This window comes from Agarivorans sp. D1326 (genome assembly GCF_056958115.1).
The window spans coordinates 12,727-27,767 of record NZ_JBTWEN010000016.1 but is presented as its reverse complement, the minus strand read 5'-3'; the positions used below and the strand labels follow the sequence as shown (position 1 = coordinate 27,767).

15 protein-coding genes and 2 tRNA genes are annotated in these 15,041 nt (G+C 43.6%); 7 read left to right on the top strand and 10 right to left on the bottom strand.

The genetic code is table 11. The annotated features are described in order from the left end of the window. The first annotated feature begins 84 nt into the window (after positions 1 to 84). The 3 genes from ACYFDN_RS20865 (at position 85) to ACYFDN_RS20855 (ending at position 1,902) form a co-directional block, all read left to right on the top strand. Positions 85 to 161: transfer RNA gene (locus tag ACYFDN_RS20865), tRNA-Val, on the top strand. 403 nt (positions 162 to 564) lie between these two features. Beyond that, positions 565 to 1,590 carry a hypothetical protein gene (locus ACYFDN_RS20860; protein WP_483512575.1) on the top strand — a complete coding sequence of 342 codons (1,026 nt, stop codon included), beginning with the start codon at positions 565 to 567 and terminating at the stop codon, positions 1,588 to 1,590. Positions 1,591 to 1,825: 235 nt separating this feature from the next. Further along, positions 1,826 to 1,902, top strand: a tRNA-Val gene (locus tag ACYFDN_RS20855). A gap of 29 nt (positions 1,903 to 1,931) precedes the next feature. On the opposite strand, the gene modC is transcribed toward ACYFDN_RS20855, so the two are convergent. From modC to nifL, 10 genes are all read right to left on the bottom strand, one after another. Further along, positions 1,932 to 2,645 (bottom strand): molybdenum ABC transporter ATP-binding protein, encoded by a 714-nt coding sequence (gene modC / locus ACYFDN_RS20850; protein WP_483512574.1) that lies wholly within the window; start codon positions 2,643 to 2,645, stop codon positions 1,932 to 1,934. Then, positions 2,636 to 3,316 carry a molybdate ABC transporter permease subunit gene (gene modB / locus ACYFDN_RS20845; RefSeq protein ID WP_016401516.1) on the bottom strand — a complete coding sequence of 227 codons (681 nt, stop codon included), beginning with the start codon at positions 3,314 to 3,316 and terminating at the stop codon, positions 2,636 to 2,638. The genes modC and modB overlap by 10 nt, the downstream gene beginning before the upstream one ends. A gap of 22 nt (positions 3,317 to 3,338) precedes the next feature. Continuing rightward, positions 3,339 to 4,106 carry a molybdate ABC transporter substrate-binding protein gene (gene modA / locus ACYFDN_RS20840; protein ID WP_483512573.1) on the bottom strand — a complete coding sequence of 256 codons (768 nt, stop codon included), beginning with the start codon at positions 4,104 to 4,106 and terminating at the stop codon, positions 3,339 to 3,341. 16 nt (positions 4,107 to 4,122) lie between these two features. Then, positions 4,123 to 4,959, bottom strand: a complete 837-nt coding sequence (locus ACYFDN_RS20835; protein ID WP_483512572.1) for a TOBE domain-containing protein — start codon at positions 4,957 to 4,959, stop codon at positions 4,123 to 4,125. Between the two features lie 258 nt (positions 4,960 to 5,217). Further along, a complete protein-coding gene (locus ACYFDN_RS20830) occupies positions 5,218 to 5,844 on the bottom strand; it encodes a nitrogen fixation protein NifQ (protein WP_483512570.1) in 627 nt (208 codons plus the stop codon). Between the two features lie 8 nt (positions 5,845 to 5,852). Next, entirely contained in the window at positions 5,853 to 6,116 is a 264-nt protein-coding gene (locus ACYFDN_RS20825; protein ID WP_483512569.1) for a 4Fe-4S dicluster domain-containing protein, read from the bottom strand. After that, positions 6,116 to 7,432 carry a nitrogenase cofactor biosynthesis protein NifB gene (gene nifB / locus ACYFDN_RS20820; protein ID WP_483512568.1) on the bottom strand — a complete coding sequence of 439 codons (1,317 nt, stop codon included), beginning with the start codon at positions 7,430 to 7,432 and terminating at the stop codon, positions 6,116 to 6,118. The genes ACYFDN_RS20825 and nifB overlap by 1 nt, the downstream gene beginning before the upstream one ends. A gap of 145 nt (positions 7,433 to 7,577) precedes the next feature. After that, positions 7,578 to 8,045 (bottom strand): transglutaminase-like domain-containing protein, encoded by a 468-nt coding sequence (locus ACYFDN_RS20815; protein WP_483512567.1) that lies wholly within the window; start codon positions 8,043 to 8,045, stop codon positions 7,578 to 7,580. Beyond that, the gene (nifA, locus tag ACYFDN_RS20810) at positions 8,045 to 9,592 is read right to left on the bottom strand and encodes a nif-specific transcriptional activator NifA (protein WP_016401524.1); all 1,548 of its coding nucleotides are present in this window, start codon (positions 9,590 to 9,592) and stop codon (positions 8,045 to 8,047) included. The genes ACYFDN_RS20815 and nifA overlap by 1 nt, the downstream gene beginning before the upstream one ends. Beyond that, positions 9,592 to 11,133, bottom strand: coding sequence for a nitrogen fixation negative regulator NifL (nifL, locus tag ACYFDN_RS20805; RefSeq protein ID WP_483512566.1), 1,542 nt, complete (start codon positions 11,131 to 11,133; stop codon positions 9,592 to 9,594). Before nifL ends, nifA begins: the two co-directional genes overlap by 1 nt. Before the next feature lie 308 nt (positions 11,134 to 11,441). On the opposite strand from nifL, the gene rsxA reads away from it, so the two are divergent. Genes rsxA through ACYFDN_RS20785 form a run of 4 tightly spaced genes read left to right on the top strand, consistent with a single transcriptional unit; the run spans position 11,442 to position 15,040 of the window. Further along, positions 11,442 to 12,020 carry an electron transport complex subunit RsxA gene (gene rsxA / locus ACYFDN_RS20800; RefSeq protein ID WP_483512565.1) on the top strand — a complete coding sequence of 193 codons (579 nt, stop codon included), beginning with the start codon at positions 11,442 to 11,444 and terminating at the stop codon, positions 12,018 to 12,020. A 12-nt stretch (positions 12,021 to 12,032) separates the two neighbouring features. Further along, a complete protein-coding gene (locus tag ACYFDN_RS20795; protein ID WP_483512564.1) occupies positions 12,033 to 12,557 on the top strand; it encodes an RnfABCDGE type electron transport complex subunit B in 525 nt (174 codons plus the stop codon). A 9-nt stretch (positions 12,558 to 12,566) separates the two neighbouring features. Then, complete coding sequence (gene rsxC, locus ACYFDN_RS20790) at positions 12,567 to 14,036, top strand: electron transport complex subunit RsxC (protein ID WP_483512563.1); 1,470 nt, start codon at positions 12,567 to 12,569, stop codon at positions 14,034 to 14,036. After that, positions 14,036 to 15,040, top strand: a complete 1,005-nt coding sequence (locus ACYFDN_RS20785; protein WP_483512562.1) for an RnfABCDGE type electron transport complex subunit D — start codon at positions 14,036 to 14,038, stop codon at positions 15,038 to 15,040. The genes rsxC and ACYFDN_RS20785 overlap by 1 nt, the downstream gene beginning before the upstream one ends. Position 15,041: the final 1 nt, after the last annotated feature.

The window sequence follows — 15,041 nt, the reverse complement described above, 5'->3', positions numbered from 1 at the left end:
ATTCAGTTCTCATAATCATTATCAGCAGTTGACGCATGCCTGCAGTTACAGTACCTTTCTCGCCGTAGGCTAAAACCTCACAATACAACCGTAGCTCAGTTGGTTAGAGCACCACCTTGACATGGTGGGGGTCGGTGGTTCGAATCCACTCGGTTGTACCAAGCTTCGACACAATCTATTCACTCAAACGAATCAGGATTGTGCCAATGTCATATCAAAATCAACCAATATCCCTTAGCACTTCAGTGCCCCAAGCAATTGACTACTATGTAGAAAGCCGTGGTGTTTATCACAAGGGCTACGTTAACAGTCACCGCTACCAGTACCGCAGATTAAAATCCCACTTCAGCAGCTACTCATTAAAACAACTATCCCCAGAATTGATTACTGACTTCATACAGTTGCGTCTCCAAACAGTCTCTAAAGCAAGAGCAAAGGCACACTGAAACAAGAAAGAGCATTGCTAACTTCAGCGTCAAATCAGTAGTTTAAAGCTGTAGTAGATTGGTTTGTAACAATCCTTTTGATAACATAATCAAAAGTGTATGAGTATAGGGTTTAGAATTGCAAACTGTTTACATTGTTGGAGCTGGAGCAAGTGCTGAGTTAAATCTGCCTGTAGGAGACAAACTTAAAGGCATTATCGCTGACAAAGTGTGCATAGAGTTCACGCATTACAGAGAGCCAGCAAAAGGAAGTAAGCTGATGTATAAAGCTATAACGGACTACTCTGAAAGTGACGAAAAATTTAAATCTTTGATAGACACTGGAAAGAAAATAGCCGAAGTACTACCTCATCTTTCGATATCCATAGATAATTACATTGATTCAAGGCGTGATAACCCAGAAGTCGCATTCTTAGGAAAACTCGCGATAGTCGAATCAATCTTAGAAGCTGAAGGAAAAAGCCTATTTTCACAAACATATGCCGGTAATAAAAACAACAAGCTTGACTTTAAACTAATTAAAAACACTTGGTATTTAGAGTTCTTCAAGAAGCTAACTGAAAACTGCACCTCTGATGAGTTGGAGGCTAGGTTTAAGTTAATCACACTTATAATCTTTAATTATGACAGGTGTATAGAGCATTTTCTCTATCACGCCCTGATGAAGTATTATGACCTACCTAAAGAAAAAGCAGCCGATTTAGTTAACTCTATCGATATTTACCACCCTTACGGCAAGGTTGGTAGATTCTCATGGCAAGAAGGAAGTGAAGAAGTAATTGAGTTCGGTATGGTACCCACACCAGATGAGCTTTTATCTATCTCTAAATCAATCAAAACATTTACAGAAAGTACTGACGTAGAGGAAAGTGAAATTCTAGCTATAAGGCACGCGATGGGAAGAACATCACGCATGGTTTTCTTGGGTTTCGCCTACAACAAATTAAACATGGAACTATTAAAAACAAGCAGTAACCCCAACTCTTGTAGGATATTTGGCAGTTGCTACGGAATGTCTGACTACAATACAAGTCAAATTAAGCACAAACTGGAAACCATGCGAAAAGTGAGTTCTATGACTAACCTATCAAAAGAAAAGTGTAGTGACTTTTTAGTCAGTCATTCATTCGGTATTGGGTACTAAATAGAATCACCTTGGTAATATTGTGCCGAATAGCTCACTGAATAAGCAAACAGTTTGTTACTTGTTTCTAGCTGTTGACACAAATCTGGCACAATCATACCATGCACCCCGTAAACAGATTGTGTCGGATCTAGACATACACTGATACTAGCCAAGTCTTCTATAGGTATTACACCTTGACATGGTGGGGGGCGGTGGTTCGAATCCACTCGGTTGTACCAAAATCTAAAACGATATTCGCGTAGCTCAGTTGGTTAGAGCACTACCTTGACATGGTAGGGGTCGGTGGTTCAAATCCACTCGCGAATACCACCTTCTAACCGTCCCTACTCTTTCATTTTTCATACAGCCTTTAAGTAATGTTGCTGAGTTCGCGCTTGCGGTTCTAGGTTTAAATTGCTTAAGTAAGCTTGCTGGCTTACCCGCCCTTGTTCTAAAAACACCATATAATTGGCTAAACGTTTAACCTCTTCTAAGTCGTGGCTTACATATACAACCGGAATCGAAAGCTGCTGGTGTAGCCTTTCCAAATAAGGAATGATCTCTTGTTTTAGAGTAGCGTCTAATGCTGATAGCGGTTCGTCCATTAACAATAGCTTTGGTGAACTTAGCAAAGCTCTGGCAATTGCAACACGCTGGCGTTCTCCCCCCGATAAGCAGCTGGGTCTGCGTGTTAATAAATGTGAAATACTCAATAACTCACAGGTATCGCTAATACTTACTTTTCGTTTTTCTGGACGTGTTAAGCGGTGACCAAACAACAAGTTTTGTTCTACATTTAGATGCGGAAATAAACTGGCCTCTTGGAATACATAGCCAATTTCTCTTTGATGAGTAGCAAGATAGATCCCTTTCTTATCATCTTGCCAAACCTCACCATTAACAGAAAAATAGCTACCACTAAAACGATCTAAACCAGCCATTGCGCGTAAACACGAGGTTTTACCAGAACCCGAAGGGCCAAACAAAGCAGATACACCTGTTTGGGGCAGCGTAAGCTCAATGTTCAACGTAAAGTCATCACGCTGGCTGTGCAATTGCAATTCTAAGCACATAGTTTAAGCCTCTGTTTAGTAAAATCATTCAAGCTGTAGATAATTAACAAGGCAACAAATGAAAACACCAGCATTCCGCCCGCTAACCAATGCGCTTGTCCATATTCTAATGCCTCAACATGGTTATATATCTCTATCGACATCACTCGCGTTTCACCTGGAATATTGCCGCCAATCATAAGCACTACGCCAAACTCTCCAATGGTGTGGCAAAAGCCCAAAATAGCAGCGGCAAAAAATCCTGGCCTAGCAAGCGGAAAAGCGACTTTCCAAAACACTCGCCAAGGACTTGCACGTAACGTCATAGCTACTTCTAAGGGGCGTTTACCTATTGCTTCAAAAGCATTTTGCATGGGCTGCACAACAAACGGTAAGGTATGCACTACACACGCAATCACAATGCCAGTGAAGGTGAATGGCAATCGCCCTACTCCTAGTTGCTCAGATAAACTGCCTAAAGGGCCGTTTGGCCCAAGCAGCAGCAGTAGATAAAAACCCAATACAGTTGGCGGTAGCACTAGCGGCAACGCGAACATTGCACCTATTAGTGACTTTAAAGACGATTGAGTTTGCGACATCCACCACGCCAATGGCGTGGCAATAATCAATAACACCAAAGTAACAACACAGGCCAACTTAAGCGTTAGATAAACCACTGTTATATCGGGCATATAGCACTCCTTTGCCATTTGACTACTTAACGTCGTATCCAAAATCTCTAATTAGCTGTTTAGATTGTTCTGTTTGCAAATACGCTAAAAATTGTTTTGCGGCCGCATTGTTACTGCCTTGCTTGAGTAACACTGCGTCTTGTTTAATTGGTGAGTACAGCTCATTTGGCACTAACCATACCGAACCGCCATTTAACTGCTTATCAACGAGTACTTGAGATAAAGCAACAAAACCCAGATCAACAGCGCCAGAACTAATTTGTTGGTAGGTTTGTCCAACAGATTGCCCCTCTACAAATTTGGGCTCAAGTTTGTTGTAAACACCAAGATTTTTCATTGCGCTAACCGCGGCAGCCCCATAGGGAGCCGTTTTAGGGTTACAAATAGCGATATGCTTTAATTCTTCTTTTAGTATTTCACCTTTGCCGTCCACTAACTCTGGGTTGTTCGACCAAAGCACCAAAGAGCCAAGGGCATAGGTAAACTGGCTTTTTGGCTCAGCTAATCCCTCTTCCACTAATAAACTAGGTCGTTGTTGATCCGCAGCTAAAAACACCTCAAAAGGCGCACCATTTTTAATCTGTGCATATAACTTACCTGTTGAACCAGCAGACACTTGAACGTGATGCCCGGTTTCTTTTTGGTAGTGTTCGACCAAGGCCAAAACAGGTTTATAAAAATTTGCAGCAACAGCAACTTTAATTTCTGCCGCTTGAAGGCTTGTTATCTTTAGTGTTGCTACAACCAGTAAAACCCAACTAACACATAACTTGCTTAATAGTTTTTTCATTACTACTTCCTAGAGTTTAATAACTACAAATAATGACTGCGGATGCACTAAAAGAGACGGCTACTTGGCACTGCTCTTTTATATCGAGTTGTTCCTCAAGTACGCTTGGAACAATAGCGGATAAGTTTTTTTGTTCGGCTAGCTGGACACTAATATCCAAGTTGTCTGGACCTTTGTTTATACGGCTAACCCGCCCTACAAATTGGTTAGTGTTACTTTTGGCGGTATCTGCACCTTTGCGTATGCTTACTTGAGAAGCTTTTATCAAGCACAATACTTCGCTTCCTAACGTAAGATTTAGCTCTTCTACAGATTCCATAGACAATAAGGCGTTAACGGTTAGTTGGCGGCTTATTGCCACTTTAACTAAGCAGTTAACTGATTTTTTATCAATCAATACAACTTGGCCGAGTAGTTGATTTCTTGCGCTGCAACGCAAACTCATACGGCGCATTAGTTGTCTAAATTCAACTACGTTTAGCTGCTCATCACAGGGGTCGTTAATTTTCGGCTTCAATTGTTCAAAAGCTTGTTGGTACTCAAGCTCTAAGGCTCGGTATAAACTTAACAGGCCAATTCCGTAATCGGTCAGCTGAGTTCCACCTCCATGTTTACCGCCACTTTTTTTAATGACCAAAGGATGTTCAGATAAGTTGTTAATTGCATCTAGCGCATCCCAAGCTGCTTTATAAGACATAGGAATAGACTTAGCTGCTGCACTTAGAGAACCGTATTCAGTAATGGCCTCTAAAAGCTTTATTCGTTTATCACTAAGAAATGGACCTAGCTCACTGCAAAGCTTAATTTTTCCCATTAATGGTTGGTTGGTATTATTAAGTTCTCTTAAGGTCATATTCGCACCTATACAACGCCTTTAGGCGCTCAGTTAAATTGAACAAATGCGAACTAACCGCATCGTTAGTTACCTTATTGCAAGCACGACACCAACCATCAAATATCGTTAAAAAACCCGTTAACATTAGGGTTGAGCAACAAAGTAAGGTGACTAATAGCTGTAGCGAAGTTAACAATCTACGCTGTATTGTTAGGTATATAACGAAGACCTAAAACAAGAAAAAAGGGCTAAATTAATTAGCCCTTTGAAACAGTTTTAATCAACAAAGCATTCGGAATAGGATGAACATTCCTGACAACTTGGTGCTCTGCAAACGTAGTCCCCACCTTGTTGGCAAAGCTGACGGTAAAAGAAACGTTTCCAGCGCATATTGTTAGTATTTTGCTGATGTAATAACGGAAAGTTGTACTTAAGTAATTCACCAAGTTCACTGCGGTTGCGCAGCCCTAAGCTATGCCAAAGATGCGATTGAGATAAACAGGCAGTAGCCACAATAATTGCCATTTGAAAGGCAAAAGGCACTTTGTCGTTGCACTGAGCAAATAGCAGCGCACTTAGCTCGTTGCGTTCTTGCATGCGTAGTTCAAATACTTCTTCTAGTACTTGAGCGCGTTTACGCAAACCCGCTTTAAAAGGCTGTTTCCACAAAAGCTCTTGTTTACTAATATCGTCACTAGCAATAGCCCGTTTTAAGTCCATATAACTGGCATTATCTAAGCCAAGACCATAAGGCAGTTCGGCTTGGCCATTTAACTGACTATGAATGATCAACTTAAACCAATTTCTATTGTGCATAGACATTGGCGGGCAAACCCGAGATAAAGCTTGTTGCCACTCTGTACCTATAAAACTAGTGGTTTCTTGAAGAGTTTGTATTTCCATAAACGCTCCTAACTTAAGGCAATAACGTTGGCTTCTTGGGGCAATCCGGTTAACGACCCCGGTGGATTTAACGCACAACCGTTTGCATCAACAATGGCGTTTTCAACAGGGCAAATTTGAGCACATTGAGCACCATTAACATTGTTTGCACACTCATCACAGCGGTGTGCAATAACCGAAAATTGTTTATCGCCACTGGTAACGGCTTTACTGGGGCAAACCTCTTTACAGGCATAACACGCTATACATGATTTAGTAATTGATAAGGCCATTAGCTACACTCCCCCATGCTACAGCTGGATTTGCTTGAATTTGCCTGTTGCGCAGCTAACTGCTGTTGAAGATCTTCAAGAGCGCCCCGTATATCCCGCAAGGCATAATCGGTATTTGCTTTTACGTTCATTGCAGACAACTCCTGCTGCGGAGCATGGCCAATTCGACTACACAAAATTGTGTCGACGTGTTTTAGTTGGCTTAAATCTTTGACTGCGGAGTCATCGCACTGTTCACTGCCTTGGCAATACTGCTGCCAAGAAAAGTCATCTAACTGAGTAATCTCGTCTGCGCTTACTCGATACATAGAAAACTGCGTGGCGTGGCCAAAATGCTGATCAATCAAGCTCAAACTACTACTAGCAACAGCAACCTGTATCGACCTTGCTACCTGTGCTGGCTCACTATTCTCGAGCGCAGCCAAATCTATGTCTTGGCCTAACTTACCTACAGCGTCAGCGCGACATTGCTGGCAATGAGTCATTTGCTGCATACTCTGACCGGCTTGCTCTCTAGCAAGGTTTAGCTCTTGCTTGGTGGGTTCTCGCTGACCCATTAAACCAAAGTAAGTACCGTGTGCTGGATCAGAGATTAGCGGCATGATGTTATGAATAAAGGCACCATATCTACCCAATTCTTTAGCCAGCGATTCAATATGGAAATCGTTGATCCCTGGGATCAATACCGTATTAACTTTTACTAGCATCCCCGCCTTAATAGCCGCTTCTAAACCCAGTAATTGGCGATCAATTAGGGTTTGCGCTGCTTCTCTGCCCCTCAAGCGACGTTGGTTGAAATACACCCAAGGGTATATACGTTGGCCAATATCAGCATCAATACAGTTAATGGTAATGGTTAAATGCCTAACGCCTGCTTCCATCAGCGACTCAAGTTGATCTGCTAAGGCCAAACCATTAGTAGAAACACATAGGTGAACATCTGAATCTACTTTGTCTATGGCCTTTAAGCTCGCCAAAGTAGCCTTGGGATTAGCCAAAGGGTCTCCTGGCCCAGCAATACCTACTACTTGGGTTTCTGGAACATGCTGTTTAACTTTTACAAAACGCTTTACTGCAGCTGCTGGAGAAAGCAACTTAGAGACGACGCCGGGTCGGGTTTCATTACTGCAATCAAATTTTCGATTGCAGTAATTACATTGAATATTACAAGCAGGCGCTACAGGTAAATGTATTCGCGCATACTGATGGCCTTCTTTTGAAAAGCACGGATGTTTTGCTACTAAAGCAGCTTGTTTACTGGCTTGTGCGCTTAACGGATTCTCTCCATTGGCTTGCTTAAGTGGTTGTATTGTCATGAAAAGCTTCCTTGTACACTACTATAAAGTAGCTAGTGCAAGGGCCATTCCAAAAAACTTTTCATTTAATTACAGTGACTTATTAACCAGTTGCTTGAAACGTGTGGGTTTAACTGTCGTGTTTGTTGGAAACACGACAGCCTTGCTAACATGCGTTTTTCACAAATTTGTTCATGCCTAGGTAGCTAAGGTGATAACAAATTTCATTTGGCAAAAACCATTTGTAAACTGTAATCGCTCTATTCCTAGAGGCGGTTTTTAGTAGGCACGCTAAACTTAACGGGCCTTTTAGAAAACCATTGTCGATACAGTAGTAGTCTTGGTCCTGTTGGAAAGTGCAAACGAAGTGCCCAGAGTTTGAGACTTTGCCAAAATCTCCCCAAGCTACAAACAAGAGTTTTGTTTCTAATAGGTCTAGGGCTTGTAAATGATGAAGAGTAAAAGCGGCTAGGTCATAACAAAAGCCATGACCATCGCGTAAGGTTTCAGCCGGAGTTTTCCACCAGAAGCCATTTAAAGCGGCTTGCTTACGCTGTTGTTGATTTGTATAGCTAAGCCGCTGTTGCATAAACTGGCATAGGTCGGTTACATCGCTAAATGCCAGCTGTTCCATTAAAGCTGTCTAACGTTAATATTCATTACTTGAATACGATAAGCTATTTGCCTTGGTGTCATATTGAGCAGGCGAGCTGCTTTAGCCTGCACCCATCCAGCTTGCTCTAAGGCTGCAATAACTCGCTCCCTCTCGTCCATTTCCTGGCTTTCCAAGTTAACTTTTTCGATGCTTGGCCGTGGACTAATTTTAGGACCATCTAAACCATCGATAACAATTAAATCTTGATCAATTACCCCACTTTCGCTCATCACAGATGCGCGTTCGAGCAGGTTCTCCAATTGACGAACATTACCGGGCCAGTCATAAGCCATCATCATACGAATGGCGCCATCGGTAAGTTGTAGCTTGCGCCGTTGTTGTTTAGCCAGTTTTTCAATTAAAAACTCGGCTAAGTCGGGTAAGTCTTCAATTCGGTCGCGCAGCGGTGGCGGGAACATAGGCATAACATTTAGTCGGTAATACAGATCTTCACGAAAACGATCTTGTTTAACCTCTTCTTCTAGGTTTCGATTTGTTGCCGCTAAAATACGCACATCTACGTTAATGGTTTGGGTACTGCCTACCCGTTCAAACTCGCCTTCTTGAAGAACTCGCAACAGTTTTGCTTGAAACGCAGACGAGATTTCACCAATTTCATCTAAAAACAGAGTGCCACCGTCAGCCATTTCAAAACGGCCTTTGCGCTGTTTTACCGCTCCGGTGAACGCGCCCTTTTCATGACCAAACAACTCCGACTCCAACAAGTTGTCGGGTAAGGCTGCGCAGTTAAGTTTGATAAAAGGTCCGGTAGCTCTGGGCGAATTGTAGTGAATAGCATTGGCAATAAGCTCTTTACCGGTGCCCGATTCACCGCGAATAAGTACCGTGCTATCCCATTTAGACACCAAGCGAATTTGCTCAAACACTCTGCGCATTACCCGAGAATGACCAACGATGTTGTCCATGCTGTAATTGCTTCTTACTTTGCGCCTTAATCTGTCGCGTTCAGCTTCCAATTGGTCAGTTTGTACGGCGACGTCTTTGGCAAGTAATACACTTTTTGCGATTAAATTTGCGGTCATCTCTAAAAACCGGGTGAACAAAGCTAGTTTTTCTGGAGCATCTATTTGTGGTTGAGCGGCTAGTACGCCTAATACTTCATTGGATTTCTTAATCGGTACGGCAATAAACGGTAAATCTAATGCGTACAAATCAAGTTTATCTGCAAAGCGTAAATCGTTAGACACTTTGCTTAAAACAATAGGCTGTTTCTGTGTTAACACCGTACCAACGATGCCCTCGCCTGGACGATAACGAATGTTTTTAGCAACACTGTCGTTGGCATGATTCGGCGTGTGCACTGTATCAACACTAAGCATTTGCTCGTTTTCGGCAATGAGCGCTAACATTGCATGTTGTAACATGGCTTTGTCGTGTAACACTTGCAGCACTTTGTTTACGCTTTGTTTGTAATCCAAGCTATTGGTTAATACGCTGCTTACGTCGTACAAGGCTGCCAAGTGTTGCTCGGCGATATGTGATTCTCGTTTTGTTGAATAGTCCATTATTCACCTCGCTTACGGCTACGAAGAGGAAGAACGATGCGAGCTTTACAGCCGCCTAATGAAGTTGATAAGTACTGAACGGTACCGCTGTGTTCACTCACTACTTGTTGCACAATGCTCAAACCAACACCACGACATCCGCTGTTATTACTTGGTTTGGTGCTGTAAAAAGGCTCAAATACCTTTAGCTGTAACTCCTTTTTAATGCCAGGCCCACTGTCTTCGACAGTGACTTCTATTTCGTCATCAACTAATTGAGTGCTACAAACAATTTCACGGCGTGTTTTCTTGCCGTAATCGATAGCTTCTATCGCATTATCTATAAGCTGTTTTAAGGCCACTCGAATACGAGAAGGCTGGCCAGTTAACGAAGGTAAGGTACCGTTTAAACTTAGTTGCATGGTTATGCTGCGATTTAATAAACGGTCGCTGGATAACTCGGTCACTTCATGCACCAATTGATTAATGTTTACCGACTGGCTAGCCTCGTAAGGTTTACGGGGTAAGGCGCTTTCTAGTTGGGCAATTGCAGCGTGGCCCGCTTCTAAACCTGCTTGCATTGCTGCCGTTCTGGCACAACTATTTGATACCCCACAAAACATCTGTAAGGCTGAATCAATCATGTTGATTGGCCCTTGGATCTGATGAATTGCCGCATGCAGCGCCTCTTGCATACTATGTAAGGCTTCTGATTCTTCGGTAGAACGGCGTAGTTCTGATAACTGTTGCTGGGCTTGGCGGCGTCGTTCCTTGGTTACCTCACTTAAGGTAATAACCAAGTAGCGGCTAACTTTAGGTACAAAATAATCATCAACTTCAGACCCGCTGATATTCACAGTAGATACGCAACAGCTAAACCAGCGTTTACGCTTGCCCTTACCTACTTCAACATTAAAAGTCTGTCCTTCGTTAAACGAGCCATCAACTTCCTGTTTCCCTTTTAACTGTTTTAAAGCAATCGCTACAGGCTCATCGCTAAAATCGCTGCGCAAGGTTTTGTAAGAAAGGTTATCTAATACAACTTGATGACTTTGGTCGAGCAAGGCGATAGCAACCGGCGCTGTATTAAGCACTGCCTCAACCATCAACTTTTGATTAGCCGCTATAGTTTGTTGCTGATGGCGTTCACTAATATCTCGATGAACACTCATATAGTGGGTAATACTGCCTTGCTGGTTACGTAAGCCGGTTATCGATAACTCTGCAAGATAGCGTTGACCATTTTTCTTCTTGTTAACTAAACGCCCTTGCCAACTCCCTCCGCTACTAATGCAAGCCCATAGTCCTTGGTAGACTTCGTTTGGCGTTGTCTTATAACTAAGTAAAGAATGGTTTTTTCCAATCAAATCCTTTTGCTCGTATCCGGTGATCTCGGCGAACCGCTTATTTACAAACATAAAGTTTGCGTTTAAATCACTTACCGACATAGCCATTGGCATTTGCTCTAACACACTAAAGCATTGCGATAGGATTTGGTTTTCACTTAATGGAGCAAGATCTTCAAAGGCCTGCTCTAAGGTAGATTTAAGTTCATTCATCATTCAATCAATCCTTTGCATTGCTGAGTTAATCGCTGAACATACAGCTACAATGCAAGCGGCATTCCTCCCTGCGACACTACGTGCCACGAGGGTCGGCTGAATAAACATTGTTTGATTTACAACAATTTTAACTAATCTATCAGTTAAAATTGTTGTATTTGTCACCCTAAAATTGCCCTTAGAAACTCTGCCAACAAGCGACTAAAGCCCCGTATTACTCGGGTTCTTTCCCCAATATGGTTCATTTCACCAACTTGGTACATGCAATGCAGTACTGCCATTAGTAGTACAACTGTGTGGAGTATTTGATGGCCGACTACCTTCTGATTTTTATTAGCACTGCCGTGGTAAACAACGTGGTGTTAGGCAAGTTTCTTGGTTTGTGTCCGTTTATGGGGGTATCAAGCAAAATCGATAGCGCCTTAGGTATGGGTTTAGCAACCACCTTTGTATTGTGCTTAGCAGCTATCGCCGCATGGCTAATAGAAGCGCTGCTACTTGCTCCCTTAGGCATTCAGGTAATGCGAATTTTGGTGCTCATTTTGGTCATCGCTGCTGTGGTTCAACTTACCGAACTGATCATTCAAAAAAATAGCCCCGAGCTTTACCAGGCCTTAGGCATATTCCTGCCCCTTATCACCACCAACTGCGCCGTGTTAGGTGTTGCCTTGCTGGTTGTTCAAAACAACATGAATTTTTTACAAACCCTTTGTTATGCCTTTGGTTCTGCAGCAGGTTTTAGCTTAGTGATCGTGTTATTTGCAGGCTTACGACAACGCTTAAAGCTGGCCAAAGTACCAGCAGCGTTTGCTGGCTTACCGATAGCATTTATTACCGCTGGATTACTGTCGATGGCCTTTTTAGGTTTTAGCGGCTTAGTGAACTAATAGGAGAAAGCCATGATTTTAATATCAATCATTTTACTAATCCTACTAGGAGCAAGCCTTGGAGCATTGCTGGGTTGGGCCTCTAAAGCACTAAAAGTAGAAGGCGATCCACGAGTCGATGAACTCGAAGCCATGCTACCCGGTGGCCAATGTGGTCAATGTGGCGAACCGGGCTGTCGTCAAGCAGCTGAAGCCATGGTTAAAGGTAATTTGGCTCCTACCAGCTGCCCGCCTGGCGGCAATGGCCTTGCATCCAGCATAGCCAACTTACTAGGCGTAGAAGTGAGTAATGATCCCGATGCTGTACCTGTTGTGGCTTATATAGACGAAAGCCAATGCAGCGGCTGCACTCGCTGTTTTAAAGCCTGTCCCTTTGATGCCATTGTTGGCGCCAGTAAACAGATGCACACGGTCATTAGTCAGGTTTGTACTGGTTGTCGTTTGTGCGAGAAAGCTTGCCCGCAGGGATGTTTAAGCATGCAAGCCCAGCAAGTACAGCTTAATACTTGGCAATGGCCAAAACCTCAAACGGCTTAAGGAGTGACTATGTTTAATCTAAAACCTAAACCGTTTAGCGGTGGCGTTCACCCCAAGGGCTATAAAGAGCTTACCCAGCAACAAGATATAAGCAAAAGCTTTGTGCCAGACCGGGTGTACTTAGGTATGCAACAGCGCAACGGCTCCATGCTTAACAGCCTCGTAGCGATTGGTGACACGGTAGTTAAAGGTCAACTTATCGCCCGTGGTAGTAACGACATGACGGTGCCTTTACATTCACCAGTAAATGGCACTGTAGTAGACATAAAGCCCTACTTAAGTAGCCACCCATCTGGAATAAAAAGCCAGACCTTGGTCATTGCCAATAACGGTGACAAACACTGGGGTATTGATTACCCGCCAAGCGACTACCAAAAACTTAGCCACGAGCAAATTGTTGAACGAGTACTCGAAGCTGGCATTGTTGGCCTAGGTGGAGCAGGTTTTCCAACCGGGATAAAGCTGCGCTTAGCCCGTAAGTCTAAAGTACATACTTTGCTCATTAACGGTGGTGAATGTGAACCTTACTTAACCTGTGATGATCGCCTTATGCGCGAACAAGCTGCCGAGATCATCGCGGGCATAAAGGTAATGGCAAAAGCCATCGGCGCAACAAACTCTATTATTGCGATTGAAGATAATAAACCAGAGGCGATTAACGCTATTAAACAAGCGAGTGATGGCTTTAGTGGGATCAGCCTTAAAATTGTACCTAGCCTTTACCCCATGGGCTCTGAGCGTCATTTAATTAAAGCAGTCACCGGTATTGCTATTGGTCCCGGACAGTTAAGTACTGCTCAAGGCATATTGGTGCACAACGTCGCTACAGCTAAAGCGGTTTATCAAGCAGTGCGTTATCAGCGCCCCCTGATCGAACGCGTGATCACCGTATCAGGGGATGCCATCGAGGCTCCCGCCAATATCACCGTACCTATTGGCAGCTTAGTATCACAAGTTATTGCAGAATGTGGCGGCCTAAAAGCCGAAGCGAAAAGAATGATTGCTGGTGGCCCAATGATGGGACAAGTATTGCCATCTCCCTTTGTGCCGATAGATAAAAGTGTCGGCGGTCTTTTAGCCTTAAGCGAAGAGCAAATTAACCAGCGGCAAAGCCAAGACTGCGTGCGCTGTGGTAACTGCGTAAAAGTATGCCCAATGGGCTTAATGCCCTTTCAAATGGCCGCGCATAGCAATAATGATGACTGGCAAGGCGCACAAGAATTTGGCTTAGACTCCTGTCTATTGTGTGGTGCATGCAGTTACATTTGCCCTTCTAGTATTCCTCTCGTGCAGTATTTCCAGCACGCAAAATCTAACATCAACGCGCAACGTAGCATGATGCAAAAATCAAACTTAGCCCGCCAACTTACCGAGGCACGTCAACAACGCTTAGCCCGCGAAGCAGCGGCTAAAAAAGCAGCCAAAGCAGCTAAACGTAAACGCCCTGCTCGTTCTCGCAGTACTCAAGGAGAAAGCTAATGGCTATAAACAACCCAATAGCAGCACCACATACCCACTCGGGTTTATCCACTACTAACATTATGTATTTGGTAGTGCTCGCTCTTAGTCCAGCGGCTTTATATGGGGTATGGATTTTTGGCTTGCCTGCTGCATTAGTCATTGTTAGTTGCTGCATTAGTGCATGGCTTAGCGAGGTAATTTGCCTGCAACTACAAGGTAAAAATTGGTTAAGCAGTATAGATGGTTCGTCACTGCTTACCGCGCTGCTACTGGCCATGAGTTTACCTGCCAGTACCCCTTGGTGGGTGGCCAGCTTTGGTTGCATATTTGCCATCGTGATTGGTAAACATGTTTACGGCGGTCTTGGCCATAACCCTTTTAATCCCGCCATGTTAGGTCGGGTAATGCTGTTAATCTGTTTTCCAATAGAGCTGACTAACTGGCAAGCCATTAGTATCCCAAGCGTTGGTTATGACGGCTTAATATTTAGTCAACAATGGTTAGGCATCGACGGTGTAAGCTCGGCAACCCCTCTCGCTGATTTAAATCAAATCGTTGAATGGAAGGGGCTACTACTTGGTGAACATGCCGGTAGCTTAGGAGAAACAAGCGCCTTGCTTATAGCCTTAGGCGGGCTGTTTTTAATTTGGCGCGGCATCATTCGCCCTTATATACCCTGCGCGTTGCTGCTTGGCTTAACTATTCCTGCGAGTATTGCGCACTGGCTGCACCCTCAAGACTTTGCCTCGGGATTAGCACATTTGCTTTCTGGTGGAGCCATGTTAGCGGCCTTTTTCATTGCTACCGATCTTGTCACCTCACCCACTAGCCCTCGAGGCCAAATACTGTTTGGTGCTGGTTGTGGCTTACTTATTTGGCTAATTCGTAGCTTTGGTAGCTACCCAGAAGGTGTAGCATTTGCGGTGCTAATCATGAATGCGGGTACACCAGTAATCGACCACTATTTAAGGCCAAAAATATTTGGCAGCCAATCATTATTTAAACGCAGCAAAGGAGCTTAAT